The sequence below is a fragment of the Paenibacillus sp. Mc5Re-14 genome, assembly GCF_001049835.1.
Classification (GTDB): Bacteria; Bacillota; Bacilli; order Paenibacillales; family Paenibacillaceae; genus Paenibacillus; species Paenibacillus polymyxa_C.
In genome coordinates this window covers 3,706,504-3,733,026 of record NZ_CVPD01000001.1, presented here as the reverse complement: position 1 = coordinate 3,733,026, position 26,523 = coordinate 3,706,504, and the positions used below count along the sequence as shown (strand labels likewise).

26 protein-coding genes are annotated in these 26,523 nt (G+C 48.3%); 6 read left to right on the top strand and 20 right to left on the bottom strand.

Annotated features, from left to right (window positions below):
- Positions 1–7: 7 nt before the first annotated feature.
- Positions 8–1,837 carry an FTR1 family iron permease gene (locus tag BN1546_RS16970; RefSeq protein ID WP_090738393.1) on the top strand — a complete coding sequence of 610 codons (1,830 nt, stop codon included), beginning with the start codon at positions 8–10 and terminating at the stop codon, positions 1,835–1,837.
- Positions 1,838–1,925: 88 nt separating this feature from the next.
- On the opposite strand, the gene BN1546_RS16965 is transcribed toward BN1546_RS16970, so the two are convergent.
- From BN1546_RS16965 to BN1546_RS16910, 12 genes are all read right to left on the bottom strand, one after another.
- Positions 1,926–3,203: a type III PLP-dependent enzyme gene (locus tag BN1546_RS16965; protein WP_090738392.1), complete on the bottom strand. Its 1,278-nt coding sequence runs from the start codon at positions 3,201–3,203 to the stop codon at positions 1,926–1,928.
- A gap of 83 nt (positions 3,204–3,286) precedes the next feature.
- Entirely contained in the window at positions 3,287–4,375 is a 1,089-nt protein-coding gene (locus BN1546_RS16960) for a Gfo/Idh/MocA family protein (RefSeq protein WP_090738391.1), read from the bottom strand.
- Complete coding sequence (locus BN1546_RS16955; RefSeq protein WP_090738390.1) at positions 4,372–5,523, bottom strand: UDP-glucuronosyltransferase; 1,152 nt, start codon at positions 5,521–5,523, stop codon at positions 4,372–4,374. The genes BN1546_RS16960 and BN1546_RS16955 overlap by 4 nt, the downstream gene beginning before the upstream one ends.
- Positions 5,524–5,540: 17 nt before the next feature.
- Complete coding sequence (locus BN1546_RS16950; RefSeq protein ID WP_090738389.1) at positions 5,541–7,073, bottom strand: hypothetical protein; 1,533 nt, start codon at positions 7,071–7,073, stop codon at positions 5,541–5,543.
- 52 nt (positions 7,074–7,125) lie between these two features.
- Entirely contained in the window at positions 7,126–7,938 is an 813-nt protein-coding gene (locus BN1546_RS16945; RefSeq protein ID WP_058830473.1) for an ABC transporter permease, read from the bottom strand.
- Position 7,939: 1 nt separating this feature from the next.
- A complete protein-coding gene (locus BN1546_RS16940) occupies positions 7,940–8,746 on the bottom strand; it encodes an ABC transporter permease (RefSeq protein WP_025678798.1) in 807 nt (268 codons plus the stop codon).
- Entirely contained in the window at positions 8,736–9,728 is a 993-nt protein-coding gene (locus BN1546_RS16935) for an ABC transporter ATP-binding protein (protein WP_090738388.1), read from the bottom strand. The genes BN1546_RS16940 and BN1546_RS16935 overlap by 11 nt, the downstream gene beginning before the upstream one ends.
- A gap of 71 nt (positions 9,729–9,799) precedes the next feature.
- Entirely contained in the window at positions 9,800–10,876 is a 1,077-nt protein-coding gene (locus BN1546_RS16930) for a hypothetical protein (RefSeq protein ID WP_176702337.1), read from the bottom strand.
- Positions 10,869–11,114, bottom strand: a complete 246-nt coding sequence (locus tag BN1546_RS16925) for an acyl carrier protein (RefSeq protein WP_090738387.1) — start codon at positions 11,112–11,114, stop codon at positions 10,869–10,871. The genes BN1546_RS16930 and BN1546_RS16925 overlap by 8 nt, the downstream gene beginning before the upstream one ends.
- Before the next feature lie 17 nt (positions 11,115–11,131).
- Positions 11,132–12,508 (bottom strand): preATP grasp domain-containing protein, encoded by a 1,377-nt coding sequence (locus BN1546_RS16920; protein ID WP_090738386.1) that lies wholly within the window; start codon positions 12,506–12,508, stop codon positions 11,132–11,134.
- A gap of 68 nt (positions 12,509–12,576) precedes the next feature.
- Positions 12,577–13,770: a radical SAM/SPASM domain-containing protein gene (locus BN1546_RS16915; RefSeq protein ID WP_013372787.1), complete on the bottom strand. Its 1,194-nt coding sequence runs from the start codon at positions 13,768–13,770 to the stop codon at positions 12,577–12,579.
- Positions 13,771–13,816: 46 nt separating this feature from the next.
- Positions 13,817–14,095, bottom strand: a complete 279-nt coding sequence (locus tag BN1546_RS16910) for an acyl carrier protein (protein WP_013372788.1) — start codon at positions 14,093–14,095, stop codon at positions 13,817–13,819.
- Positions 14,096–14,458: 363 nt separating this feature from the next.
- Here BN1546_RS16910 and BN1546_RS16905 point away from each other — a divergent pair, with 363 nt between their 5' ends.
- From BN1546_RS16905 to nagA, 3 genes are read left to right on the top strand one after another with little or no spacing between them, the layout of a single operon-like run.
- Positions 14,459–15,325: a MurR/RpiR family transcriptional regulator gene (locus BN1546_RS16905; protein ID WP_058712477.1), complete on the top strand. Its 867-nt coding sequence runs from the start codon at positions 14,459–14,461 to the stop codon at positions 15,323–15,325.
- 2 nt (positions 15,326–15,327) lie between these two features.
- Entirely contained in the window at positions 15,328–16,056 is a 729-nt protein-coding gene (nagB, locus tag BN1546_RS16900) for a glucosamine-6-phosphate deaminase (RefSeq protein ID WP_090738385.1), read from the top strand.
- A complete protein-coding gene (nagA, locus tag BN1546_RS16895) occupies positions 16,053–17,279 on the top strand; it encodes an N-acetylglucosamine-6-phosphate deacetylase (protein ID WP_090738384.1) in 1,227 nt (408 codons plus the stop codon). Before nagB ends, nagA begins: the two co-directional genes overlap by 4 nt.
- A 95-nt stretch (positions 17,280–17,374) precedes the next feature.
- Here the strand turns inward: nagA and BN1546_RS16890 are convergent, their stop codons facing one another.
- Complete coding sequence (locus BN1546_RS16890) at positions 17,375–18,358, bottom strand: YhcN/YlaJ family sporulation lipoprotein (RefSeq protein ID WP_090738383.1); 984 nt, start codon at positions 18,356–18,358, stop codon at positions 17,375–17,377.
- Positions 18,359–18,552: 194 nt separating this feature from the next.
- Between BN1546_RS16890 and BN1546_RS16885 the strand changes: the two genes are divergently transcribed.
- The gene (locus tag BN1546_RS16885; protein WP_090738382.1) at positions 18,553–20,133 is read left to right on the top strand and encodes an esterase/lipase family protein; all 1,581 of its coding nucleotides are present in this window, start codon (positions 18,553–18,555) and stop codon (positions 20,131–20,133) included.
- Between the two features lie 117 nt (positions 20,134–20,250).
- Here BN1546_RS16885 and BN1546_RS16880 read toward each other — a convergent pair whose 3' ends face one another.
- The 3 genes from BN1546_RS16880 to BN1546_RS16870 form a co-directional block, all read right to left on the bottom strand.
- Positions 20,251–20,916 (bottom strand): hypothetical protein, encoded by a 666-nt coding sequence (locus tag BN1546_RS16880; RefSeq protein ID WP_090738381.1) that lies wholly within the window; start codon positions 20,914–20,916, stop codon positions 20,251–20,253.
- Between the two features lie 71 nt (positions 20,917–20,987).
- The gene (locus BN1546_RS27905; protein ID WP_230493740.1) at positions 20,988–21,128 is read right to left on the bottom strand and encodes a hypothetical protein; all 141 of its coding nucleotides are present in this window, start codon (positions 21,126–21,128) and stop codon (positions 20,988–20,990) included.
- A 23-nt stretch (positions 21,129–21,151) separates the two neighbouring features.
- Positions 21,152–21,514, bottom strand: a complete 363-nt coding sequence (locus tag BN1546_RS16870) for a hypothetical protein (protein WP_040102982.1) — start codon at positions 21,512–21,514, stop codon at positions 21,152–21,154.
- A gap of 187 nt (positions 21,515–21,701) precedes the next feature.
- Here BN1546_RS16870 and BN1546_RS16865 point away from each other — a divergent pair, with 187 nt between their 5' ends.
- Positions 21,702–21,905 (top strand): hypothetical protein, encoded by a 204-nt coding sequence (locus BN1546_RS16865; protein ID WP_013372797.1) that lies wholly within the window; start codon positions 21,702–21,704, stop codon positions 21,903–21,905.
- A 74-nt stretch (positions 21,906–21,979) separates the two neighbouring features.
- On the opposite strand, the gene BN1546_RS16860 is transcribed toward BN1546_RS16865, so the two are convergent.
- From BN1546_RS16860 to BN1546_RS16845, 4 genes are read right to left on the bottom strand one after another with little or no spacing between them, the layout of a single operon-like run.
- Positions 21,980–22,918 (bottom strand): DUF4340 domain-containing protein, encoded by a 939-nt coding sequence (locus BN1546_RS16860; protein ID WP_090738380.1) that lies wholly within the window; start codon positions 22,916–22,918, stop codon positions 21,980–21,982.
- Positions 22,915–24,306, bottom strand: a complete 1,392-nt coding sequence (locus tag BN1546_RS16855; RefSeq protein WP_090738379.1) for a GldG family protein — start codon at positions 24,304–24,306, stop codon at positions 22,915–22,917. Before BN1546_RS16855 ends, BN1546_RS16860 begins: the two co-directional genes overlap by 4 nt.
- A 5-nt stretch (positions 24,307–24,311) precedes the next feature.
- Positions 24,312–25,034, bottom strand: coding sequence for an ABC transporter permease (locus BN1546_RS16850; protein WP_013372800.1), 723 nt, complete (start codon positions 25,032–25,034; stop codon positions 24,312–24,314).
- A complete protein-coding gene (locus tag BN1546_RS16845; protein ID WP_090739161.1) occupies positions 25,031–26,143 on the bottom strand; it encodes an ABC transporter ATP-binding protein in 1,113 nt (370 codons plus the stop codon). The genes BN1546_RS16850 and BN1546_RS16845 overlap by 4 nt, the downstream gene beginning before the upstream one ends.
- Positions 26,144–26,523: the final 380 nt, after the last annotated feature.

Here is a 26,523-nt window from a genome sequence, read left to right as displayed (position 1 = left end):
GATTTATATGAATCGGCGCAATAAAAGCTTGGGGTGGATGTTTGTACTGGTAGCAGCTCTGCTGCTGACAGTAACTCCCTTCATATCCGGCTCCGGGTCGGCCGCTTTCGCACAGTCAAATGCTAAAGCTGTCTCTAATGATCAGCTAATGCCTGTGGTCGGCGGAGCACTGGTGGAGGCGGGACAAGACCAATGGACGGAAGCCTCCAAGGACCTAAAGGAATTCCGTGGTTTGTGGGAAGCCGCCAAAGCAAATGGCGGGGATTCAGCCCATATCGCCGCCGTAGATCAAGCTCTGACCGATGCGGAAGAGGCTCTTTCCCATGGCGGCGGGGATTCAGCGAAAGCTGCGTTATCCGTGCTGGCGCGCTCGGTCAATGAGTTCGTGACTGCTGCCGAAGGAGATAAACCGGCTCCAGCCGGAGCCAAAGCAGCGGAAAAGCTGCTTCCTATGGCGAAGGGCAGTCTGGCTGCCATGCAAAAAGGCGATTGGGCTGCTGCGCGGGTGGATTACGACCGAATCGTTAAAGCATGGTATCAGGTGGAGACACCGATTCGACTGGATCATTTTTCAGTATACAGTTCGCTTGAAACGAAAATCAGCCTCATCCGCATCTCTATGCAAGCAGAGCCCATACGTCAAGCACAGGCTCTCAAGGAAATGCAGGAGTTAACGACACTGCTGTCTGATTATAGTCAGGGCAAACTTAAGAACACAGATCAAGGAGCAGATGCAGGCAATGCCGCTGCCGGAGCGGCGAATGGTTCAACAGCTTCCCTCGGCGATGCAGTCACCCTGCTCGAATCCGCACGCCAAGATGTTGTAGCTAGTCAGCCAGAGCAGGCCGCAGACAAGGTAGGGCAGTTTATCGCTCTATGGCCTTCCGTTGAAGGGCATGTACAAATTTCCGATCCGGCGTCTTACACTGCAATTGAAAATCAAATGACAGAGACTTCCGGATATCTGCTGTCTTCTCCACCGAATACGGATAAAGCCCTGCAGACTCTTGATCAGATGCTGGACAGGCTCCGTCCGTTGACAGAAGAACGTTCTTATACTGCATGGGATGCCGCACTGATTTTGCTGCGTGAGGGCCTGGAGGCCATTCTCGTGCTCGCAGCTCTGCTGGCGTATGCCAAAAAAAGCGGCGAAGCCGTGGCTGGACGCTGGATATGGGCAGGAGCTGGTACAGGACTGGTGCTAAGCGGAATACTGGCGGTGCTGTTCACCTCGCTGGTGGCAGCTGCTGCATCGGGCAGCATGCGTGAGCTGCTGGAAGGTGTCACCGGGCTGGTGGCTGTTGTGCTGATGCTAACTGTCGGTAACTGGCTGCATAGCAAATCCAATGCTGCTGCGTGGAACCGCTTTGTGGAAAACAGCGTAGGTAATGCGCTGGCACGGGGTAGCCTATGGTCGCTCTTTGCGGTTTCTGCGCTCGCGATTCTACGTGAAGGGGCCGAGACAGCTATCTTTTATATCGGTATGGCTCCAGCCATCGAAACCTCGCAATTGCTGATCGGCATTGGCTCGGCAACGGTTATACTGGTCATTCTTGCATTTGCAATCATCAAGTTCAGTGTACGGTTACCAATTCGCGCCTTTTTCCTGACCGCCACTGTACTGATTTACTATCTCGTATTTCGTTTTCTGGGTGAAAGTATTCATTCGCTTCAGGTGGCTGGCAAGCTTCCGGGACACACCGCGTCCTCGCTTCCATCCATTAGCTGGTTGGGAATGTATCCAACCTGGGAAACATTTATCCCACAAGCCCTTGTGCTGACCTTTATGGTATGGCAGCTTGTCCGTCAGGAAATACGCAGTTCCAAATCACGTTAAATCGATACTATAATACTCAAAATGTAAAAAACGCCAAATCACAAGTTCGATTGATATCGACTCCCATGATTTTGGCGTTTTTACATACTTACATTACATCCTCAGGCAACGCAATCATGCGCTGATGATGCAGAAGGTCCGTGCGATCACCGTGTTCACGAATGATATGCACTTTCCCGCGATAATCGAGCAATTCTGCCGGAGTAGCATGTCCCAAAAAATATAATGGGCTGTAGCTCAATCCATAAGCTCCTGCGTTCGGAAAAGCAATATAATCGCCTTCGTGAATCGGGGGCAGCTCCGCTTTTTTCACTATACAATCCTCGGGTGTACACAGCGGACCAACAATGCTTACCGTCTCCAGCTCCGTAGAAACCTCTGCTGATTGTCTGCGCATAATTCGCACAGGGTAATTGTCCCTTAAACGGCGTCCTCGAAAGGTAGCTGCGACGTAGTGGTTCATGCCGCCATCAGCTACGACAAACTTCTCTCCCTTGGATTCCTTGGTATACAACGCCCGGCAGACATACATGCCTGATTGAGCGACCAGATACCTACCGCTTTCGATGATCAGCCTAACCCCCGGCATGCGGGAACGGATCTGCTCAGCGAGTGCATTAAGTCCATCAATGACGTGATCCATATCGAGCGGCTGCTCATGGGCAAAATAAGGTACACCAAACCCGCCGCCCAAATTGACCGTATGCATCGCCACGCCATACTGAGCCTGTACCCGTTCTGCCAACTGCAAGGTATTCGCAAATGAAGCTAAAATCTGATCCGCTTTCAGCATTTGCGTACCTGTATATACTTGAATGCCTTGAAAATATACGTGCGGGCAATCTTCCAGCACCTTAAAAAAGTGATCCAGCTGCCCTTCATCGACTCCAAAAGGGCGCGGAGCACCGCCCATTTTAATGGTTGCGCCTGACAGGTCATTATCGGGATTGATTCGAACCGCAGCCCTGACAAACACGCCCGTTTGGGCGGCAATGTCCTCCAGTAGACGCAGCTCTCTCACCGATTCGACATGAATGCAGCCGATCCCACAGGTTATCGCCTCACGCAGCTCAGCTATTGTTTTCCCCGGTCCAGCGTACAGTACGTCCTCCGCAGCATACCCGGCCTCCATGGCGACGAACATTTCTCCAGCCGAAGCAATCTCGACACCGCAACCTAACGAGCGCAGCAACCCAGCCAAGGCCACGTTACCATTAGCCTTGAGCGCGTAATGTACACGCACGGCCGGGTGTAGCCGGGCCAGCAACGAGCTGACGTGAGCATGCAGTGCGTCTCCATCATAATAATAAAAGGGTGTCGGATGCTCGCCGAATCGCTCCAGTAAAACTTCGTCCTTTTGATCCATCTGCTGAATCCCCTCCTCTCTTTGCTTGGATATTCCGTATTTTGCATTATTCAAATCTCACCGATTGAAAACCACGACCATACTTATACTGCATAGATCGCCTCGCCTGAGCGCGCTGCTTTATGAATAGCTGCCAGCAGTCTGACGCGTTCAGCAGCCTCATGAAATGGAATAGGCTCCGTTTCACCCCGGATGATGCTGCAGAAGGCATCCAACTGATTGACATAATAGTTCATAGGCTCAAAAACTGTTTTAGTAGGCAAGGATGACTGTGATAACGCAGACCGTGCTTCCACATCCGATATATTCAACGCGATATCCTTCTTTATTTCCGTCTTGAGTGTCATTTTATAGAAACCCAAATTCGCTCGAAAGCAATCCTTTAAGGTGACTACTGCCGAATCAAAGGTCAGTACATGAGCACAGCGATAAGGACGCTCAAATGAGAAGAGGGCAGATGCCTCTAGTCCGCTCGGGTAACGGGCTTGCGCATGAAATGTCCAGTCACAACCATGAGGGCCAGCGAAATCCGATTGACTGTGGAATTCCGCCTGCTCCAATCCAACAACGGCCTGAAGAAACTGGAGCCAGTACACACCCAAATCCCAAAAGCATCCCCCACCCTGCTCCGGACTGGATCGGTAATTGTCCGCATGCCCTTCTTTTGCCGGAATGCATAGACTCGTTTCTATGGAGCATAAGCGACCATAACGACCTGATTCTATGATTCTTCGCAGTTCACGCTGCCAAGGGTGATGCTGCACCATGACTCCCTCCAGCAGATAAGCGTTGCTCTGTTCGACGATAGCCGCCAAGGGAGCCAGATCAGCTGTATTCAGGCATAACGGTTTTTCCACCAGCACGTGCTTGTGAGCTTGTAAGGCTCTGCCGATCCACTCAGCATGTAAATCGTTGCTGAGCGCAATATATACAGCGTCGATGTCCGGGTCTTTAAGCATATCCTCAGCATGACCATAAACGACATTGACTTCATAACGTTCTGCCATTTCTTGGGCCTTGGCAACCGTACGATTCGCAAGCGCGGTCACGCGTGCTCCTGCAACATGTCGGATCGGTTCCAGCAACGCACGAGGGGCAATGGCAGAACAACCAATGATCCCGAAGCGAATATCTTGCATCGCAGGTTCTTGCGCAGCCGCGGCAGCGTTCATGATCCCTGCTCCATTCCTGATGGCACTTGAATGCTCTTCATATAGGATTCTATATAACGTGGCGTCCGACTGCGCAGCTCTACGATTCTCCGATGCATTTCCTCCAGGATTTGGGCACTGCCGCCATAGGTTTCTATCCATGTCTCGTAGCGCATGCCTAACCCCAGACGTTCCCATAGATCCGCATTATGCTTCTCATGCACGCCAAACGGCTCCAGCATAATCAGCGGAGTAGCTGTAGCGAACGAATCGGTCAGGCTGCCGCCACCGGGCTTGCTGACAATGGCCTGGGCATGACATGCTCGGTCCAGCATGCAATGGTAATCCGGTCCGACCTGATACACCGTTTCATCACCTATTTTCACCTCTCCGAAAGGTGGAAATGTATGCTCCCCGGCTTCATTTCGCTGCCATGTTCTCCACTGCGGGTCCATCCGAAAATAGTGTATACTGTCCCGCTCTTCATCTGGTTGATCCTGATCATACAACAACAGATCCAGTTCCCAGCCCGCTTCTTCTAACCGTCCAACCTTCTCACGGTAGGTGCCCATCCCCCAACCGCCGCCATGTACGAATAAACGGGCTTGCCGTGCTTCAAAAGGGATATGCTCCACTGCCGGGATATCAATATAGTGGCTGACTCTATTTTTATCATTTTCAAACAGGGTCGTTTCTCCACAGCCATCAGCAAAATGCGGGTTATGCTTGGCTAGATTTTTCCAGGAAGGAGAAGGTGTCGAATCCATATACACAATGTCCACATGCACCGACTCCGACTCTCTGCGCTTGCGATACTCCTCCAGTACATACATCCAATGACCGGATAAGCATATAAAATACCGCCGATCCTCCTCTATCCATTGGTTCAGCAGTACTTCCATCGCTGCGGGGTCCAGTGAATTACGCATATCCTGCGGAACCTTCTGCGACATTAAGGCCACTGCAAAATTGTCATGGTAAGCTTTCCGGCTTTTGTCGACCTTGAGTCGGGCCGATTCCGGCAGTACATTTTCAAATACATGGATCGCCGTATCCATGCCCAGCCTGCGAAGACCCGCTTGCAGCAGCAAGCCAGGGGTATAAAAGCCCAATCCGAAACCGGAACACAAAATCGTTACCTTCATAAGCTTCTCCGTACTCTTACGCATGCTTATACGCCTCCCGTTTAATTCAGCACTGTAAAATGTCGCTCTGCCAAAAAACGCTCCAGCTTTGTAGTCAATCGCATTTTTTCCTCATCACTCGCAGCAACCAGTTCCAAATAAAGCCGGCCTTTGCCTCGTGCCCGTTCATTTCCATCAGCTTCTTTTGTACCACTCAAGTCAGGCTGACCCATGCCGTTCCCTTCTGATCCGCCATCGCCGGCTCCAATCCCACTTATACGAACCTGCTTGGCAGATGATCTGCCTCCGCGCCCGGTTGCATTTCTGCTTGGCACAGGGGTATGGCCTACAATCCTGTTCTCACCGTCACGTCCACCTGTGTTTACATATAACGTATTGGCTCCCAAAGGCATGACACCTTCTTCACATTCACCTGTAAACAGCAATCCCTCGCCTTCTAGCCCTAACAGCAGTTCTTCATAAGATAGACTGCCATCATGGGAAAGCGAATAATTCGTCAACGTGCCACGCATATTTTTCCCGGCCAGATAGGTATCGAGCTGATGCTTAATCAAACTCATCGACTTTCTGGCATTAATTTCGATAATGGGCTCCAGCTTTCCACCACGAAGTGTCATGGAGTCTATGCATACATCGCCGTAATATCCATCCCGATACAATTGCTGTCCCACATCCTGCATTAAGCTAAAATAGCCGTCACGCTCCAGACGCTCCATAAAAGCCCTGTCCGGCGATAGGGATTCCCGATAGGCGAATTGAGTATTAGCCAGCCATTGCACAGATACGATGTCGACACGCCCATCATCGCCAATCGTAAATTGGCATGAAAAATCCTGCTCTTTCTCCAGAAAAGGCTCCAGCAAGAACAGTACCCGTTTGCCTTTGCGCTCCTGTCCACGCAAATACGATACGACCCGGTCCAGCATTTGTGTCGAAGTGATGTGCAGATTGCCTTTGCCCGATACGCCAAAATCATCCTTGATTAAAAAGCTTCCATCCCGCAGCAGTTTACGCCCTGCTTCAGCGACATCCGCAAACGAAGTCACAATATGACCAGGGTTGCGCAGACCAAGACTGCGTTTCAACTCAGAGGAATAAGTTTTGGCATTTACCTTGCGAATCGTTTCCAGCGGCGGCTGATGCAATGTAATTCCCCAAGCACGTGCAGCCTCCTCCACATGCGGCAACCCCGCAAACGGACTGAGCACGCAGCCTTCCAGTTGAGGAAAACCTCCCCCGGCATCCGTCTTGCGACTGCTCAGCAGCTCAAAAACAGAAGCGGCCGCCACATTGCCCGCCTGTTCCATTCCGTCAGTCAAATCCCGTTCGTTTACAGCCGGATGAAAGCCCAACTGCGCGATATACTGACGATGTACGGGCGAAATGGCAAAACGTGTCAACAAGGCGTCTCCCGGCTGACAAAAGCTAAACAGCAATTCATCCATAGCCGCTACAATGGCAGAAGAAGCCCGATCAGGCAGGGCGGGCAGGGAAGCTAGCTCGGTATCTCGCCAGTAAGCCTCCGCTTCGAACGTTCCCATATATAAATGACGCTGGTTCGGTATCGCATTCATATGATTCGCTTCCTTTCCTGCTTCATTATGAACCTACTACTACACGGTAGCGCTACTGGCTCGCGCTCGTATAATCACGTAGAGCAAACTGCCATATCAGGCGAATAATCGCCAGCAGCCAGAGAGGTGCGAGAAATGCCCATAGCATCAAGCCGGGTTCCATTTTGCCGAGAATGAACATGGGCGGAAAATTACAGATGACAAACACCGGAAGCACAAACAAGCCAATACGCTGAATCAGGCTACTGTACACGGCCATTGGCACATAGTTCGTCTCGAAAATGCTGTTGGATAGCTCTGTAACACCATTCGTGCGGATAATCCAGAAGGCCAGCAGTTGGGGGAGCAAAAATACGGAGTATGCCGTAAGCACTCCGCATCCGAGCAGCACAGCGAATCCTCCTACAGTTTCCACATCAAATGGCAGTCCAAGACGATACCAGCCAATGCCTGTCATGATTCCACCGCCCACGACATTTGGTACAGTATAGCCCAGCTCAAATTGACGCAGTGTCACCATAAATTGCAGCGATACCGGCTTAGTCATGAGCACGTCCAGTGAGCCAGTTCGGATTTTGTCAGGCAGGCTTGTAAAATTACTGTAAAATAATCCACTGTAAAATCCGCTCATCATCGTAAACACGCCAATATATAAGAGTATGGCGTCAGGAGACCAGCCGTTAATGTCCGTCCCTGCCCGGTATGGAACCGAGGCGTACAACAGTTTGATCAGCAAATAAGCCGTTTCAACTAGAAAGGCTGTTATAAAATTAATGCGATATTCCATCTGCGACATGACGGAAAACTGGACGAACTTCCAGTACAATCTGAGGTAACGTCCAACGTTTCGAAAAACATTTTTCATGTTAACCTCCCACCGAGACAAAGCGTTTGACTCCGGCTTGCCACACCCAGCGTGATACGGCCGCCAGCACTGCAATCCAGATCCATTGCACGCCAATGCCTTCGGCGGCTTCCAGTACAGTCAGTTTGCCCGTCAACGCATTCACCGGAAAAAATACGGTGTAGCTGAACGGCAGCAAACTGAACAGACGGGCCAAAGCATCTCCAAAAATCGTCAGCGGAAACACGGTACCGCTAGCTACATAAATGACCAGCGACAGCGTGTAAAATAGTCCTGCCGATTCCGTCACCCAAAAGGCTATGCCGCTGAGCGCGTAATAGACCACAAAATTAAGCACAAGCGCTCCCGGCAACGCCAATATGTAAAGCAGGATATGCGACAGCCCGAAGCTGATTTGTCCTTCCAGACTAAGACATAACAGCAAAATAGCAGCCGCCAGCAGCACAACTGCGGACTGTATGACTTTACCTCCAATAAACCGGCAAAAACGGTAAGCAAAATAATGCACAGGCTGTACCATGAATTTTGCCAGTCCGCCTTCCTTGATATCTGTAGCAATTTCGTATTCAAAGCCCGTGGCAATCAGTTTTCCAGTTACACCTGCCATAACTACATACACCAGCATTTCAGACAGAGAGTAACCCAGGACACTTGCTTGTCCCGAAGAACCGAATACCGCAAGCCAGAGAAATATTTGTGTCATGATCGGCAACATAAATCCAGCCATTTGAAGCCAATAATTGGCCCGATACTCCATTTCGTTTTGCATGCCAAGCTGGAGTACCTTTACATATTTGTTATTTCGCATCGGCCAGCCTGCCCCCATCGTACAAATTGGCTATCCCCTCTTCCAGCGGGACGTCCTCAATCGTAAAATCAACGACAGGCAGTGCATCTAAAATCTTTTTGGACCAAGTTAACGTATCGTCTGCATCCAGCTCAAATACCGCCTCCAGCTCCGAGTTGGAGCGAAGCTTGCCGAGCCCCGCCAACGCCAGACTGGATACAGGTGTCTCCAATCGAACCTTGAGCAATTTACGAGCACCGATGACCTCGTTCACCTTGTGCAAGTCTCCGTCATACACCAATCTGCCTCCACTGATAATGATGGATCTGGTGCATAAATCCTCAATATCCTTCATGTAGTGGCTTGTCAGCAAAATGGTCGTCCGGTGTGTGCGGTTATAGGCTTTGAAAAACTCCCGAATTCGCCGCTGAGAAACAAGGTCCAGTCCAATAGTCGGCTCATCCAGTAAAATGACCCGTGGGCGATGCAGCAGCGCGGCGATCAGTTCCATTTTCATACGCTCGCCGAGCGATAGCCGCCGAACCTGCACATGAAGCTGCTCCTCCACCCCAAGCAGCGTGACCAGCTCATCCAGCGCCTCTTTATAACGGGTATTATCGATTTCGTAAATCAGCTTGTTCAGCTCGAACGACTCGCTTGCAGGCAAATCCCACCAGAGCTGATTTTTCTGTCCCAACACGATGGAAAACTGACGTTTAAACTCCTTTTGTCGCTTCCACGGGGTAAAGCCGAGTACCGATGCCTCCCCGTCCGTGGGATGGAGAATACCGGACAGCATTTTGAGCGTCGTTGTTTTGCCCGCCCCGTTGGGACCAAGAAATCCGACAATTTCTCCTTCCTCAATGCTAAAGCTAACGTTTTGCACAGCCTTCTTGGTCAGCTGTTCACGCTTAAACAAATTTTGCAACGATTTGCGCACGCCCGGCTCTTTTTTGTAGTACGTAAACGTTTTCGACAATTGGTTTAATGTAATGGACGGCAATGAATCCCCCTCCTCTTTCCTCTGTGCGTGACACCTGGATGAACGCGCCTGATACAACTGAAGGCTTTGGACTACTCGGCTGCTTGCTCTGTCAAAATCATCAGTTCTTCCAGCATATGCCGCTGTCTTTCAATCAAATGCAGAGCCCGTTCTGTAATCTCAGGCATCCGATGCTTGCGCAATTGGAGTCCTGTTTTGTAAATATGCAGATTAAGCTTGTGCCAATCCGCGTACAACGCCTGTGCCAATTCAATGATATGCTGTGCTTGCGGCCCCAGCGTAGCTTGATGCAGCAGGCAATAATCAGCTGTATAATCCGCCAAATGAAGAGCGCTACCCAAGCGCAGATTGTAATAGATTTCATGACAGTACGCCCGAAACTCCTGATCCTCCATGTCTTCTAACAGATGGAAGTCACCGACAAATGCCCGGTAACCCGCATCTCCCCGCTTGACATGCTGGTCTGTTGTAACTTTTTCACCCGTCACATACTGACGAATATGATAAGCACACGCAGCATGCATTTCCCTTGGCGAAAGCGGGACAGGCTGCTCCACCAGCCATGCATACTCAATAATGCCCTGCATGAGGTCGTCGAGCCGGGCTGAGCCCACATAAGTCATCGCATGTCCCGAGGAATCGAGCAGGAAGCTATCATTCACCTGTGCCATCCGTTCTTGCAAGTCCAGTCCGTACAACTCAATCACATGACCCCTTGGGTAATTTTTCACATATACATCGTGATAGGTTAAAGCGGTGCTCGATGTGTGCAGCATCGTACCATAACCATATGTGAGCACCCGCAACAGATCGGTTTCATTGCTGACTCCTTCGACCCACGGTTCTACTCGAATAACCGGTCCGCCACTGGCGGCCATTTCTTGAAGCTGCTCCGGATATTTCTCCGGTCCGAAGCGCTTCAAATCTCCACCATACTCCGCGCACATACTCCCACACAGCATGAACAGCTCGGCTTCGGCCATGTTCACCCCATACCTCTGCAATGAAGTACGCAGGGAAGAATATACACAATGCTTCCCTGGGAGAGCATTTGCGATTTCCTCTGCACTATGATCAACAATGGAATTATGACGTGCCCCCATATCGGACTGCAGCATAGGTCTTGTCTGTTCAGCGCCCTTATGCATATTTGCCCAGCAGACGCTCAATGCCTTGCAGTGTAGATAGATGCTCCAGCACCAAATCGTCGTCCTCCATCGTAATATCAAGCTCATTTTCCAATTCTACAATTAATTCAACAGCGGATAAGGAATTCAGGCCCAAGGTTCGCAGGTCCTGATCCGGAGTCAACTGTTCCAACTCGCCGGGAGCCAGCTTCAAAACCTTTTCCAGCAAAGGTACTGCATGGTATACGTCTGTTTTCATTCTCGATTCCCTCCTATTTATGAGCATCCTAATCCAGCAATGATACCTTCCAATTTGTGTGCATAAGCATCCGCTTCCTGCCAACTGTCTGCCAAAATAAGTGTGAAAATCCGGTTCACATAGCCCCGCTTTACAGGAATGCCAGACAAGGTACCCGCCGTATAAACAAACACCCCTTCAGGCCGTTCGGGTGTATAGAGCAAGCCTTCCTCCGCCAGCAACCCGCACAAACGGCTGTAGGTGAGAGGTGTAGCGGTCACGTTGCGGTAATAACGGGACAAGGTCTTATGCCGTTCTCCCAAGACAGAGGACAGGAACGAGATGTAAGTAGACAGGGTAAATCTGCCATTAATCTCGATCACCGGAATCAGCAAACCATCTTCGTCAACAAAACCGTCAATGGAAGCCATTCCCGTATACCCGATGGAATAGAGATACGTTCCCAACTGATAAGCACACCGTCTCACTTCTTCCTCCAGCGTCTCGCCAATATCAGCGGGAACCTGGGAGCCGATATAGACTGTACCGTCTACGTTTTGCCTTTTTAGCGAAAACATCGTCACCCCACCGCCCTCGTCAATGCAGAGCTGGTAGTTCAGATCCATTTGCTTATTGTGCCAGCGCTCCACCAGCCAGCCGCCAGAAGACGATGACGAGCCGCCGAAGCGTCTCATCACACTCAGCAGTGTGTCCAGCTTGGACAGCTCGTCCAGCATATACATGCCTTGTCCCGAGGCCCCGTGTGGCTGCTTGATAATCAGCTTCACAGGCTCGTCCGATAAGCCAGCCAGTCTCTCACATTCTCTGCGAATTGCCGCTTCGTCTGCACATACAGCGCCCTCGCTGACAGCAAAACCAAGCTTTTGTGCGGTCAGACGGCTAAATATTTTATCATTCACCTGGGCGCATACCCTAGATGGAGCACCGATCAACTCCAGCCCACAACGCTCCGCAATCGCTTCCTCCTGCGGTGTGACCGCATAGGGTACGAGCCACGCTTTGGCTCCGCCGCTGCTATGGCCTGCATCCGCAACCGCACGTAGTCGTGCCAAAAGTGCGTCATCCGCCAGTACTAACTCTGAAATCGGCGTTAGCGGATCAGAAGGCTCTGGCACCTCAATACGCGGCAGGCTGAAACCTAACCGCTGAAGCATGTCCAGAAATGCCTCATCCGGCTGTTCACGGAGTACAATGACATCCTGACTTCGGCATAGCAGGAGATTCATTTCCTCCATCCGGTTTACGACCTGCTGCTCATCCCGGTCTACCATGCCCCCCTTCCGGGGGGATGGATGCCACACTTGCTCTGCGCCGATATTAAACAGCCAAATCAGGACCCCATGATCCCGTTCATGAGCAAGTGCTTCCACAAGGTTAATCGTTTTAGTCGTCACGTCTTGTCATCATCCCTCTCTCTTCCATCTAGTAGCAAACAATATTCCATAGGAGATTCATTAGGAAACTAAATGTATTTCAGAGAGCCTGCCCCATGCAGATACAGCACACTGCATTTGGAGCACACCGGCGTCAATCCTTCATGATTAATCTTTTGACGGGTTTTTTCATACGCATCCGAATTCCATATTTCCTTCAGACTGTGCTCACGCAAACTTCCAATCGTGAACTCACTGAAAAATTTGCAAGGCATAACCTTTCCGTCTGGTAAAATATCTGTTCTGGAGGTGAGCGCCAAACAATGATTGGAACAACGGCTGACCATTTCCTCGCCATGTATAAATTTATCAATTTCCTCATAATCCAAGCCGGGCTGATAACGCACGCGAATGTTCCATACCCGCTCATTGATCCGCTGTAATTCCTGCATCAGAGGGTCGATGTTAGCCGGGTTGATTTTATATTTGAAAGCATGCCAGCTACTAATATTTTTTTCTTCAAGTTGTCGGAGCCAGGAGAAATTACGTGTAAAATATTCATCCATTTTAAAGGAGGTTTCTTTGGAAATGTACCAGGGGAACGTTAGCAGCACCAGATCCAGCCTCTTATCCTCCAGCATTTGCAGAAATTCGTACATCCGTCCGATCATGTTATCGTTAATGACCGCATGGACAGTTACCCGTCCCTTGTACAATCCCTGATCGCGAAGTTCAATCAGCTTATCCATCTGCCGCATTGTTTTCTGAAAGGTGCCTTTACCGCGTATTAAATCGTGTTCTTTTTCAAAACCCTCAATCGCTATTAACAACTCCAGATTTTCGGACAAATCCAAAATCCGGTCCAAATATTTATCAATGAGTAGTCCATTTGTACAAAAGGTCATTTCACGCCGATCTTCCGCCAGCACGTCCAAAATTTCATCAAAGCGCCGGTGAAACATCGGTTCACCACCCCACATGTACAGTCTGGACTTCACTTCCTTCGTTTCGCTCAAAATCTGCCGAAGCATATCCGGGGCAAGATCCATATTCTGTTCTTCTTTATCCATTTGGTGATGATAGCCTTCCTCGTTCCATTCAAAGCAGTGCGTACATCTTAAATTACAACGGTTGGTCAGCTTAATACCGATCGTCTGGGGCATGTCCGTTTTGAAAGCCGGATCCTGTGTTGCGTTACGATAAGACACGGAAGCGTTTTTCAGGTTACGCTTGATGAGCTTGAAAGCCTTCTCATCAATCAGCACATTGCTTTTGGGCTGCATGCTAACACCTCGTTTAATGGATTTTCAGGCAAAGTCTACCCTGCGTTCAGACTGTCTCCATACCTTCCGGGTGCGACACTTGCTCCGCATCGCTAATTCCTTGAATGTAACTGCAAAACGCATCTACTGAACGGAGATGTTCCAACTCAAAGGAATCAAAATCAATCTCCACATCAAATGCATCCTCCACTTGCAGCATGAAATGAACCAACTGCAATGAATCCAGTCCCGCATCATGAATAATGTCCGAATGTCCATTCAGCTTAGCGACCAATTCAGGATCTTCCTTGACCGCGCTGATCATTTCAATCACTTGGCTTTGCATAGCAAACTCCTCCTTGTGAATGAGATCCTACTCTTCCGTCCAACGATGCCCTTTGAAAAGCTCCTAGTAAAATTCCTTGATTGGAACTATATTCAATTATACTCCTCCATTGAAGAGACAAGTCAATAGGTTGTTTTGTAAGTAAAAGTCGCAAAATGTAAATTAATGTATGATAACTTCTACAAATTTTTCTGCATTTATTATTCATTTATAGAAGCTACACTTGAAAGTGATCAGCCTCTCCCCTCTTGTATGAAGTGCGTAATTATTTTACAATATACACGAAAATATTTTTCTTAATTTCATTTAATTAAATGATACTTTTTTTCACAAAAGCATTATATAGCTAAAGGAGCACAGCTCATGTCCCCCATTCTTCATACATTATCCCATCGACTGGAGCAGTTGCCTGTACAAGAGCGTAAGCTGGCGGAATCTATCCTGCAAGCCCCGGAGGATGTGCTGCATCTGGGTATTCGGGAACTGTCAGAGCGTTGCGGTGTGAGTGCCGCAACCGTTACACGGTTTTGCAAATCACTACATTTTAAAGGGTATCCCGATTTTAAAATGAAGCTGGCCGCCGAGTTGTCCCACTCCAACCTTACAGGTGAAGAATCCTATCAGGACATTGTGGCTGGAAATTCACTTTCCCGTATCGTGCAGGCTATTCAGGCAAACCATACGGCCTCCATTGCAGACACGACCCGGTTGCTGGATTTGGGCAAGCTAGAGCAGGCCATTGCATGGCTGTCAGCCACAAGCCGTATTGATCTCTATGGGATGGCAACATCCTCGATTGTGGCACAGGATTTTTACCAGAAGCTGATCCGTATTGGCAAGAATAGCACTGCCTTCGCAGATTCTCACATGCAGATTACCTCTGCCTCCTCGCTCGGAGCGGAGGATGTGGCCTTTGCCGTCTCTTATTCAGGAGAAACCCAGGAGACCATTGCGGCTCTACGCTGTGCAAAGGAACAGGGTGCCAAAACATTATCCCTGACCTCCTTCGGAAACAATACGCTGGCAAGCCTTGCGGATATTGCGCTATTTTCCTCCTCATTGGAGGAAGGAATGCGACGTGGAGACATGGCATCCCGCATCGCCCAGCTTCATATTATAGATATCCTGTTTACAGGTATGGTGAGCGCGAATTTTGACAAATATATTCCGAGATTGGAAGGTTCATATCAACAAGTGAGTAAGCTTAAAAAACAACCAGGGGGGCACTAAAGATGAACATTCGCATTTTGAACAGCCGTGAAAACCTGAACGCTACTGCTGCCACTGTGATCGCCAGCTTGCTGCTGTCCAAACCACAAGCTATGCTGGGCTTGGCCACCGGTAGTACGCCGATTGGCATTTACCGACATCTTGCGGATATGTACTGCAAGGGACAGGTGAGCTTTGCTCGCGCCTACTCCGTGAATCTTGATGAATATGTTGGTCTCTCCCCAGAACATCCGCAGAGCTACCGAAGCTTTATGAATGAGCACTTGTTTCAGCATATCGACATTCCCATATCTCATACACGCGTCCCTAACGGGAATGCCCTAAATCTCACAGCAGAATGTGCAGCGCACGAGCAGGCCATTCTGGATCATGGACCTGTGGATCTCCAATTGCTTGGCATTGGTCATAACGGCCATATCGGCTTTAACGAACCCGGTCACATCTTGACCGGAGCCACACATGTTGTAGATTTGAAGGAAAGAACGCGCTCAGCGAACGCCCGATTTTTTGACGATATCAATGCAGTGCCCAGACAAGCAGTGACGATGGGCGTTGGCACCATTCTTAAGGCGAAGCAAATTATGCTGGTGGCCTTTGGCGCAGAGAAGGCCGACATTATAAGGCAGGCTTTAACTGGACCCGTCACAACGGAGTGTCCGGCTTCCCTGCTGCAATGCCACCCCAACGTGCTTATTTTACTGGATCAGGAAGCAGGAGGATGGTTTAAATGAAGTCAGATGAAATGAACAGTAACATACCGCAGCTATTGTATGGTCAAGTCGTCGTTGGGAATGACATCATTCCCAACGGAGTTGTCATCATTGAGGGGCAATCCATTGTATACGCTGGTTCAGAGGAGGATATGCCCGTGGACTGGACCTCATTGGTCTTAGGCAATCCTGAAGAAGTTGCCACACAAGCGGCGAATGTTGTTCGTCAGGAGGAGGGGTACCTGCTGCCAGGCTTTATTGATATTCATGTTCACGGCGGTAACGGTGAGGACTTTATGGACTCTGATCGGAGGGTGCTGGATGCAATCACCTCTTTTCACAGTTCGCAAGGAACGACGGCTATGCTGGCTACTACTATGACCGCGCCCAAGGAACGAATTGAACGGGTATTAAAAGAAGTTCACACATACATGGCATATCCCATGCCCCATGCGCAGTTGGAGGGGGTGCATCTGGAAGGACCTTTCATTAGTCCGAACTGGGCAGGAGCACAAAACCCGAAACATATCGTGCCTCCGAACCTCGCTTGGGTGGCAGAATGGGAGCAGCGCTATCCGGGCCTTGTTCGCCAGGTCACACTTGCGCCTGAACAAAATGGTGCCCTTGAACTCATCGCATGGCTGCGTAGCCACGGCATTACTGCGGCACTCGGTCATACGGATGCTACGTATGAAGAGGTTGAACAGGCAGCATCGTCGGGCCTGAACCATGCCGTGCACACCTTTAATGCCATGACTCCACTGCATCACCGCAAGCCAGGAGCTGCGGGAGCCGTACTCGCTGATCCGCGCATTGAAGCAGAAATCATCGCAGATGGCATTCATGTGCATCCTGCTGCTATTTCCCTGCTTGCCAAGTTAAAGCAGGACCATAATCTCATCCTCATCACCGATGCCATGTCAGCCACCGGGCTGGAAGATGGTCATTATAAACTCGGTGATTTGCCAGTGATTGTACAGGATGGTGTCGCACGACTGGAGGATGGCGTCACTTTGGCAGGAAGCACACTAACGATGATTGAGGGCTTCCGTTATCTAGTTCAACATGTAGGCTTGAGTATCCCCGAGGCATCACAAATGGCTAGCCTGAATCCGGCTAGATCCCTGAACATAGCTGATCGAACAGGTTCACTTGAAGCAGGTAAACAAGCAGACGTCTTATTGCTGGATGCCGACTTAAATCTGCAAGGTGTATGGATTAAAGGAGTGCGCAAATCGTCATAGTTATATAATCCCCGCAAAAGAAAGAGCTATTCCATCAGCGTAACTCGCCGAGATGGGATAGCTCTTTTTGGGATATTCACAATTAAGGGTTTGAATTAGCGATGATTCATCGGTGCGGGCGTATTATTTTGTGGACGTGTTGGTGTTGTATTTTCCATTGGACGGTTTGTATCAGCCGCCGAAGTCGGGAATACACGTTCAATCACATCCACCATTTCATTGCTCAAGCCTCTGATCGGATGACCATTTTGTACACTGCGTGTAAAGTCAGAGGTTTGTCTAACAAAGTCCGGGTTAGCCGATACATGCACCTGTTCAATGGAAGGTGCAAATTGCTTAATCTTGTTAGCAATACGGCTCTTGACTGCATCAGTTGGTTCATATGCAGTTCTTGCTCCCTCGATGGTGTTATTGCCGTTATCTGTGCGATTGTTGTTGTCCGTCAAGCCACGCAACATACCGTACGAGCCTGTACCCATCGTACCGAACAAACCGTCATCACGACGTGCAGGTGTTCCATTCCCGGTAACTCCATTGTCTGTCATTCCAGGCGTTGTAGTACCTGTAGTTCGATTTCCTCTGGTGCCATTAACGCCATTCACACTCGGTACATTCCCGTTGCGCCCTGTATTATTAGCACTCGGAGTACCGTCAATGCTTGGAGCACCAACACCCGTTCCGTTAGCTTGGTCTTTCAAGGAAACGGCTACATAGGCATTTCGTTCACCAACCAATACTGTCGCAGACTTTACATCCGGCATCTCGGATATACGTTTGGACAAGTTGCGATCGACTTGCAGATTACGGATTGGATGTCCGGTTCTGTTGCCATTTTCATTCAATGACATCCCGTCCATACCGTTGGATTTAACCCCATAACGATTCACACCATCCATACGGTTTACACCATCTAAACCATAACGATTCACACCATCCATATGCTGTGTGCTTTGCGCGTTATAGCGTGTACTGTTCGTACGAACGTTATGATCAGCATTTCCACACCCGGTTAAAGCAGCCATGCTGGCAAGTAAAGCAGCTGAAATCGTAAAACTGATGACTTTTTTAGTTCCTGGCATGAACTCATCCTCCATACATATAAAATGTGTGACGAGATTAGCATGCGCCATCAATCTTAGGGATATCCTGACTAAAAAATGACTGAAAAAATAAAATTTTAATGTAAATATGAAATACAATTGATGATTTACCACAAGATGGCATGTATAATAAGTTTGAAATACTTAATTTTACAAAAAGGAGGATTTACAGTTTGAAGAAGCTCACCGTTTTGATGCTCATTTTTTTGTTATCCGTCACTCTTATCCCCGCCGGTGCTTTTGCAGGCTCCACTACACCTGAAGCACCGAAAGCTCCCGCCGGAAGCTGGACAGAAGGCCCACCACCTAATCGCGTTGATCCTACCAAACCCGCACTATTGTTTGTACATGGTTTGAACAGTAGCGCCGAAGTGTGGACCAAGAATAATAATGATATGCTTCAGCAAGCACGTGACGCTGGATACCAGACGGCCACCATTAATTTGTACGATGCGAATGGCACATCCCAGGATATGTGGGACAATGGCAAGCTTCTAGCCGACAAAATCAAAGTCATTAGTAATCATTTCGGAAAAAAACTCATCATCATCGCCCACAGCAAAGGTGGAGTGGATACTCAAACCGCTCTCGTGTATAACGGAGCAGCTCCTTATGTACAACGTGTCATCACCCTCAGCAGTCCCCATCATGGTTCACAACTTGCAGATCTCGCCTACAGCAGCTGGGCCGGATGGCTGGCAGATATCGTCGGCTCACAAAATCCCGGCACCTCTACGTTACAAACATCTTATATGAAGTATTTCCGAACCAAAACTGATGCACTCAGTAACGCGACTACAATTCCATTCTTCACGTTTGCTGGTGATAACTGGTCTGGCGGCACTGCTTCCTACATACTGGGTGGAATGTATCTCTCATCCTTCGGCAAAAATGATGGAGTGGTCACAGTCGACAATGCTAAGCTTCCCGGCGGACGTGTAGTTAAAATCGGTTCCTGGGATCATGCCAAGGTTCGTACCGGTTCTTACGTCTTCTCCCTGATCCTACCTTACCTCCAAGCGAACACTCCAGCATTGAATCAGGAAACTGAGGCATTTTCAGCAGCGTCTTCCCTGACTGCTTCTGCTGTACAATCCACCTATAACGAGATCGATAATTCATATTTTATTCGAGGCGGCGATTATAATGGAAAAGCCTCCGAAACCCTCACGGTTGAAAATGGTGTCCAATCCATTGATCTGGACTGGATCAGCGATAAACGTGTAAGTCAGCTTGAGCTGACCAAACCTGACGGTACTAGCGAATTGCTTAATGTGAAAGCAGGTCGTGATGAAGAAATCTTTGCTGGTGCCTGGCATCATAGTGCAGTAGTTACCAATCCCCAACCAGGCATTTATAAGTTGAACGCCGTAATTCCTGATCATGGTGCATATCTACTGATTGCACGCTATCATGCCGCTCAGGTCCCTGAGCTCAAATACAATCTAAATGCAGTGGGCCCGAGACTAAATCTGAAGTCCCAGGATTCCCCAACCAGCGTTACACAAGTCACTTACCAAGTTCAATACTATGGTGATCCGCAACAAGGAATGACTACAGCGTCCAAAGGTCTGACATTGCAGCAAAAAACCGTTACTCCTACTGGGCAAATTGAGCTTTCCAAAGCGGACAAGCCAGGCATCTATTCCGTAACCTATGAAATTAACGGCACCACAGCAGCAGGATATCCTTACCGCCGTACAGCAGTTCAATCCATTTATATTGACGCTGACGGCAACAAGTATGTTGACTAAATAAATCTACAACCTAAAAAGCCTGCAAACACCTATCATAGTGTAGGCGTTCGCAGGCTTATTTATTATTCCAAACATCTTTTATAGAGAAATTACAGTGTAATCCATGTATTGTGTTCAACCCGTTGTCTGATTCCTCAGTTTATGAAGCCAATAATAGCGGTGCAGCTCCATAATAAAATGAAAAAGAACAAATGCAAGCATGGAGTATACACACATCAATACTGTAGCAACGAATTGTTGTGTAGCAAATCCGAGGGAAAGATTGGCTATCAAATAACCAGCCCCGGTAAATGTGGTCATTGTTACTACAGCTTCTCGCTTGTGTTTTTTCTTCACTTTTGGTTCTTCCTTATAATTTGAAGGATTTTTGAATTTCGCCAGATGATATTTGATATAGCAGTACAAAGCGATTCCATAAGCGGCAAAAGAACTTATAAAATACCATGGAGTATCCAGACCCAACATACCATAAGCAAACTTTTGTGTCATAATCATGAAGCCAATAGAGCATACCAAACCAAATACACCACGGAATAAAACATAATTCAACTGCAATTTGCGTGGCATTATGACCAGTACAAGCGCCCAAATATTAATCAGAACAATCGGTGGCATCAGCACATAAACATAAACTGCAATGTAGGGATTTCCTATTAAGGGAATAGTCAAAAACAGATCTAACAGCAATAAAACAAGAATGATAACATTGGAGCGAATACGGTTAACTGGATACAACTTCATATTTTTTTCGAATAAAGCCCTGCTATCACTCATAAACATATAAGCCCTCCGTCACATAAGTTAAACCTACCGATAAGGATAGACAAGGCTACATCCATTGTCCACTTTTTCTATATCTCTGTCTTCAGCTCTTGACGTAGTTCTTCAATAAAATCAACCACGATACTTTGAACAGCATCTTCACGAGACATACGTATATACCGACTCGTCCTCTGAATGTCTTCCTCGAACAAATAAAGTATCCTGCTCATGGCCTCCTGATCCCCACTTTGTGCTAATTTGAGCCATTGGACGAACTCAGCATCCGAAATAACTCTTTGAGCATTTTCTTTTTCCATTTATTCACCGCCTGTTGGGATAGCTTTAACTCTTTTGCAATCTGTGCTTCGGTTTTGTCTAGTATGTAAAGGTCAAAGATGATCATTTTTCCGATCTCAGAAGATAGAGAGTTGATAAGCTGTAGTGTGTACATATTAGAGTTTGCAGATTCTGTAAAAGATGGAGCGATGACAGTTTCGTTCTTTTCCATTACAAATTCATGATTGGTTTGTACCCGAGCACGATACTGGATTCTCCAAGCAATGCGGTACAACTTCTTTCGATATTGTTCGACCAATGTTAGCTGAGATTTTTCCAATATAAATCACCCTTTCTCTTTGGATTTGACTTTTTCTAAATCCTCATATTATAGGGTAATTTGCAATCCTATTTTACAACCAAAACAGAACACTTGTTCTTATTTATTATACTATTTTTACAATCAGTTGTATATGGTTCTTTTAATTTACCTTCCTTTATATATGGCTAAAAAGGAGGGAAATACATTGCAGATGGATGATGCTCTTTCTCTGGTTACCAACGTAGGCTTTCCGGCTGGACTTTGTTTTATTTTATTGCGGCACATCCTGCACACGATGGAGGAAAAGTTGGATAAGCTGGATCTCTCACTTCATGAGCTGATTCAGGTCATCCAAGATTTAAACGACAATAACAGCCCTTCTTCCAAAAGCAGCAAGCCTGATGAATAACGAACACAAAGAAGCTCCACACGACGATTATTCGCCGTTGGAGCCTCTTTGTTCAGCTATTATAAATGTAATGATTATTGGCTAGCCTTAGCCTGGTCATGACCACTCTGTTCAGCACGGTTCACATCAGAAGCGGACAGGCCATAAGCCCAGTTGCTTTGTGGCGGTACAACCCACACGGTATCTGGATCATCGTTAAGTGTCCAGCCCTGATAGACCAGCTGGGAATCTTCCTTGCCCAGCGATATGCTCAGCGTAAAGCGGTGAACAGGCTTGATCAGCTCAGAGGCTTTGCGCAAGGCCTGACTGCTAGCCAGGTTTTTGATTTGCTGTGAGAGGGAAGTTGCCGTATCACCGGCTACTGACTTGCCGTTTAGCGTCCAAGATGCGGAAGCACTATCTCCAGTTCCACTGCTACCGGAGGATCGGAGCATCCATGAGGCATTCTGGCCTTCCCACTCTATTCCGCTCAGCTTGGGATCATCCCAATCAAACGGCGTTGTATCTGTAAAATCATCAGCACCCAACAGCAAACCCGAAAGTGTATCTATAGGTACGGAAGCTATCTCTTTTTGGTCTGATAGTACATAGACAGCATCTCCGGAAGGCAGCGTTTCACCGAAGGCAAAGGTACGAACGTCACCCTTCTTGGTCTTAATCTCAATCTGGTCATTGGTAGCACTAATTCCATATTTGGCTACGTCTGTGGGGGATGATTCCACGACATCACCCAACTTTACATTTTGAATCGCAGCTAGCCAATTGTCTATTGTATATTGATTTAACGGGTAAGATCGTGGCTTACTCATGCTCCATTTGCCATCACGTTGATTAAGTTCCACTGACTTGCCGTCCTTTCCAGTGATCGCAAAAGACGTAATATCTCCTTGCGTAAGCTGAACGAGCTGGCGAGCCGCCGGGGCTTGTTCACGAAAGAAGTTTTGGCTCTTGGCATAGATTATACCCGCTCCCAATACAACTAGCAGCAGCACTGTGGGTATCCATTTTCTCATGCACTTTTTCGCCTCCACCATAATAAGATTCCGATCACCGCGAACAGCAGTGGCAATCCGACGACAGATATGGCCAATACCGTTTTCGCTTGTGCAGCAGTTAAATAAGCTACCTTAAAATCCTGCTCCTGACGAGGACGAATAGTGAGTCCATCCGAGTGTTCCTGCACATAATTCAAGCTATTCAGCACAAAGTCTCGATTCCCTCCTGTGCTGATCTCCGTGTCGCTTAGAAGGGCTGACGTTCCGAGAATAACCGCTTTGGGCTTGCCGTCTTTCCCTTCTACCGCGTAACCGAGATCAAGCGGACCCTGTGGGTCCTTGTCGTCCTTCTGCGTTTCATTGTTCAGCAGTCCCTGGATATTCGTTTCGCCATAGCTAGCTGCAGAAGATTTCATCAATAGCGTCGTCTTCCAATCCTTCTGCTCTCCTGCCTGCAAAGCAATAGACAGCGAAAGAACAGGATATAGATTAGAAGCCGCCAGTTTATCAGTAATCGCATGACTGCCAAAGGTAGGAACCGTCCATAGAGGGCCCAGCGTATTCGTCTGTTCCTGATCCACCACGATAGCATGAGTATCTTTCACTCCATAATCAGCCGCTAATGCGTCAAGATTTTTCCAGTTGGCCCCCATGTTCGGGTGAAATCCTAACGCCATAAAAAGCTTTCCACCATCATTCAGATACGTACGAATACTTTTCAATTCCGTCGCGCTAATATCCCGCTCTGGTCCAACAATAGCCAGTACAGACGCATCTTTGGGCACACTACCCGCTTGATTAAGCTGAACTTCCTCTGTTTTCACATTATCTTGCGCCAATGAGCTGCTTAATTCGGTCATTTGGGACAAAGGAATTTCCTCATGCCCTGTCAGAAAAACCACTTTTCCTTGACGGGTAGATGACAATGCCAGCAGTCCACTAGTCAGCTTTTCTTCCCCTGTAAATTGGTATGCCCCTTTACCACTCCCCTGGGCTTGCGTAAATAGGCTTCCAATATCTATAACCCGCTTTTTCTCTCCCTGCACCAGCACAATGGAGGCTGCAGTAACACTATACTGCTTAGCCAGTATCGGTTCCTGATTCAAATCGTATTGCTCGACTTTGAGCTTCTTGTTACGCTTGGCATATTCATTCAGCATATCCGTAACATCCCGGTTCAGCTTCTGATTCTGCGAAGTAGATACGGTAAAGGCAATTAATCGTACGTCTTCCTTTACACCCTGAATGGTCGTCAACGTCTGATCAGACAGCGTATACTGCTTGCCTGCCGTCAGATCCAGTTGAAAGCCTCCCAGCGAGCGCAGAAATAACGTCAATAGAATAAAAATACCTACAGCAGCAATTGATAGTACCATACTATTGGTATGACCCAGCCATTTTTTCATATTCATTACCTCCACCGTTTCCGTTCAACCACTTGGATGCTAAAAAGCAAAAAGAGCGCAGCCACCGTCACGTAGTACAATACATCGGCTCCATTCAGCAATCCTTTGGTGAAACTATCAAACCGTGCAGTTAGTGAAAAAGGTTCCAGCCACTGCTGCAGCGCCGCAGATGCGCCCGTTTGTCCACCAAACGAATCCAGCATCCAGAACACGAGTAAAAGAATAAAACTGACGACCGCTGACATCATCTGATGCTGTGAAAGCGTTGATGCGAATAAGCCGATTGCCATCATGGCTGCGCCAAGCATAAACAGGCCGATCACGGATGTAAATACCAGCGTCCAATCCAGCGTCCCATAAAAGGACATCACGACCGGATACGCCAGGCTGCACAGTACCAGTATGAGCAACATGCCTAGCGATGCCAAAAATTTACCCATCATGATTTCCGTTACACTCACAGGTGAGGTAAGCAGCAGCTCATCCGTACCCTGCCTGAATTCCTCTGCAACCAGCCGCATCGTGAGTAATGGGACAACAAACACCAGCATGGACAATGTATCACCGAGTACCAGCCGATAGTCCAAAATACTAGGCTGATACATCACAAAGTTCGTGTAAAATAGTAACCCCGTCAGCAGCATGTACACCGCAAGCGCAAAATACGTCGTTGGGGTCCATAGATAGGCTTGCAGCTCCTTTTGACAGACTGCGAACAAACGCCTCATGACCGATTACCTCCTGTATCCTTGTCTTCTTCAACCTTGTTATCGCTGGCCGAGGCTTCTCCATGATCCGCCGTGATGACCGTTGCTTCATTCTTAGAGGTATGTAGATCATGAACCGCTGGATCGCCGCCCTGACCTTCTTCCGTCTCGCGAGTCGTTAACTGCTGGAAGATATTTTCCAAGCTTAGGTTTTCTTTTTTCATTTCCAAAATCGGAAGCTTCGCATCCGACAGCACAAAAAACAGCTCTTCGCGAAAATCCTCATCGGAAGCTCCTGTAAGCAACAATCCGGTCAAATCCTGCTCTGTGGCAGTCAGCTTCGTATTCACTGATGGCAGAGTAGGCGCCAAAGATTCAACTTGTACTTTTCCCCAAGCTCGTATAACATCCATTACCTGCTCACGCTTGCCTTTGACCTCCAGTTTCACCTTGAATCCGTCTTCCATCGAACCGCCGAGCGCGTCAGGACGCCCGTCCATGACCAGTTTCCCTTCGTGAATGATCAGCACCCGATTGCACAAAGCATCCACCTCGGGCAAAATATGCGTGCTGAGCAATACTGTATGATTTTCACCAATCTCCTGAATGAGCTGACGAATCTCTAAAATCTGATTGGGGTCTAAACCCGAGGTCGGTTCATCCAACACTAATAAATCCGGATTATGAATAATTGCACCTGCCAGCCCCAGACGCTGTTTGTACCCTTTGGACAAGCTACGGACCAATTGTTTTTCACGTCCATTCAGACCCAGCCGGGAAATCATCTCCGAAATACGCAGCTTCTGCTCTCTCACAGGCACGTCCCGAATACTAGCTACAAACTTTAAGTAGGATCTTACAGACATATCCCCATACAAAGGGGGCGTCTCCGGCAGATAACCGATTTTGGAACGAGCCTGTCTGCCTTTATCCTGAATCGGGATACCATCAATCGTAATTACTCCCTCGTTTGGCTGAAGATATCCTGTAATCATGCGCATCGTGGTCGTTTTACCCGCACCATTTGGCCCCAAGAAACCAACAATTTCACCGCGCTGCATTTCAAAATCCAACTTATGTACGCCCCGGTTGCCCTCATACCACTTGCTCACCTGCTGCACTTTGAGCACATGTTTCACCCTTTCTTTGTTCGTAATCTTCTCCCTGCTGTTCCTCTCCCCCAAAATGTTGCATGAGAAGCAGTCAGTAGCGAAGCGAGAGATTTGAAGCTGGAGAAGCGCCAGCGTTCGCCTTTGCTGTAGGATTCTTACCTTTAAATATCTCATCTAATCCAAGAAGAATCCTACAGCAACAGCGATCGGAAGCTCAAACCCTTCGCGAAGCGGTCTCATTCCCGCTGCTCCCCTCCCCCAAAATGTTGCATGGGAAGCAGGCAGTAGCGAAGCGGAGGATTTGAAGCTAGAGAAGCGATAGCGTTCGCCTTTGCTGTAGGATTCTTACCTATAAATATCTCATCTAATCCAAAAAGAATCCTACAGCAACAGCGATC

Coding starts and splice junctions, on each gene's coding strand:
- nagA (WP_090738384.1), top strand. CDS start 16,053: ATGAAGTCAGATGAAATGAACAGTAACATACCGCAGCTATTGTATGGT.
- BN1546_RS16950 (WP_090738389.1), bottom strand. CDS start 7,073: ATGAATGCGATACCGAACCAGCGTCATTTATATATGGGAACGTTCGAA.
- BN1546_RS16880 (WP_090738381.1), bottom strand. CDS start 20,916: ATGTTTATGAGTGATAGCAGGGCTTTATTCGAAAAAAATATGAAGTTG.
- BN1546_RS16955 (WP_090738390.1), bottom strand. CDS start 5,523: ATGCGTAAGAGTACGGAGAAGCTTATGAAGGTAACGATTTTGTGTTCC.
- BN1546_RS16970 (WP_090738393.1), top strand. CDS start 8: ATGAATCGGCGCAATAAAAGCTTGGGGTGGATGTTTGTACTGGTAGCA.
- BN1546_RS16855 (WP_090738379.1), bottom strand. CDS start 24,306: ATGAAAAAATGGCTGGGTCATACCAATAGTATGGTACTATCAATTGCT.
- BN1546_RS16890 (WP_090738383.1), bottom strand. CDS start 18,358: ATGCCAGGAACTAAAAAAGTCATCAGTTTTACGATTTCAGCTGCTTTA.
- nagB (WP_090738385.1), top strand. CDS start 15,328: ATGAACATTCGCATTTTGAACAGCCGTGAAAACCTGAACGCTACTGCT.
- BN1546_RS16905 (WP_058712477.1), top strand. CDS start 14,459: ATGTCCCCCATTCTTCATACATTATCCCATCGACTGGAGCAGTTGCCT.
- BN1546_RS16850 (WP_013372800.1), bottom strand. CDS start 25,034: ATGAGGCGTTTGTTCGCAGTCTGTCAAAAGGAGCTGCAAGCCTATCTA.
- BN1546_RS16915 (WP_013372787.1), bottom strand. CDS start 13,770: ATGCAGCCCAAAAGCAATGTGCTGATTGATGAGAAGGCTTTCAAGCTC.
- BN1546_RS16940 (WP_025678798.1), bottom strand. CDS start 8,746: ATGCGAAATAACAAATATGTAAAGGTACTCCAGCTTGGCATGCAAAAC.
- BN1546_RS16960 (WP_090738391.1), bottom strand. CDS start 4,375: ATGAACGCTGCCGCGGCTGCGCAAGAACCTGCGATGCAAGATATTCGC.
- BN1546_RS16910 (WP_013372788.1), bottom strand. CDS start 14,095: ATGCAAAGCCAAGTGATTGAAATGATCAGCGCGGTCAAGGAAGATCCT.
- BN1546_RS16945 (WP_058830473.1), bottom strand. CDS start 7,938: ATGAAAAATGTTTTTCGAAACGTTGGACGTTACCTCAGATTGTACTGG.
- BN1546_RS16860 (WP_090738380.1), bottom strand. CDS start 22,918: ATGAGAAAATGGATACCCACAGTGCTGCTGCTAGTTGTATTGGGAGCG.
- BN1546_RS27905 (WP_230493740.1), bottom strand. CDS start 21,128: ATGAGCAGGATACTTTATTTGTTCGAGGAAGACATTCAGAGGACGAGT.
- BN1546_RS16925 (WP_090738387.1), bottom strand. CDS start 11,114: ATGAAAACAGACGTATACCATGCAGTACCTTTGCTGGAAAAGGTTTTG.
- BN1546_RS16965 (WP_090738392.1), bottom strand. CDS start 3,203: ATGGATCAAAAGGACGAAGTTTTACTGGAGCGATTCGGCGAGCATCCG.
- BN1546_RS16930 (WP_176702337.1), bottom strand. CDS start 10,876: ATGCATAAGGGCGCTGAACAGACAAGACCTATGCTGCAGTCCGATATG.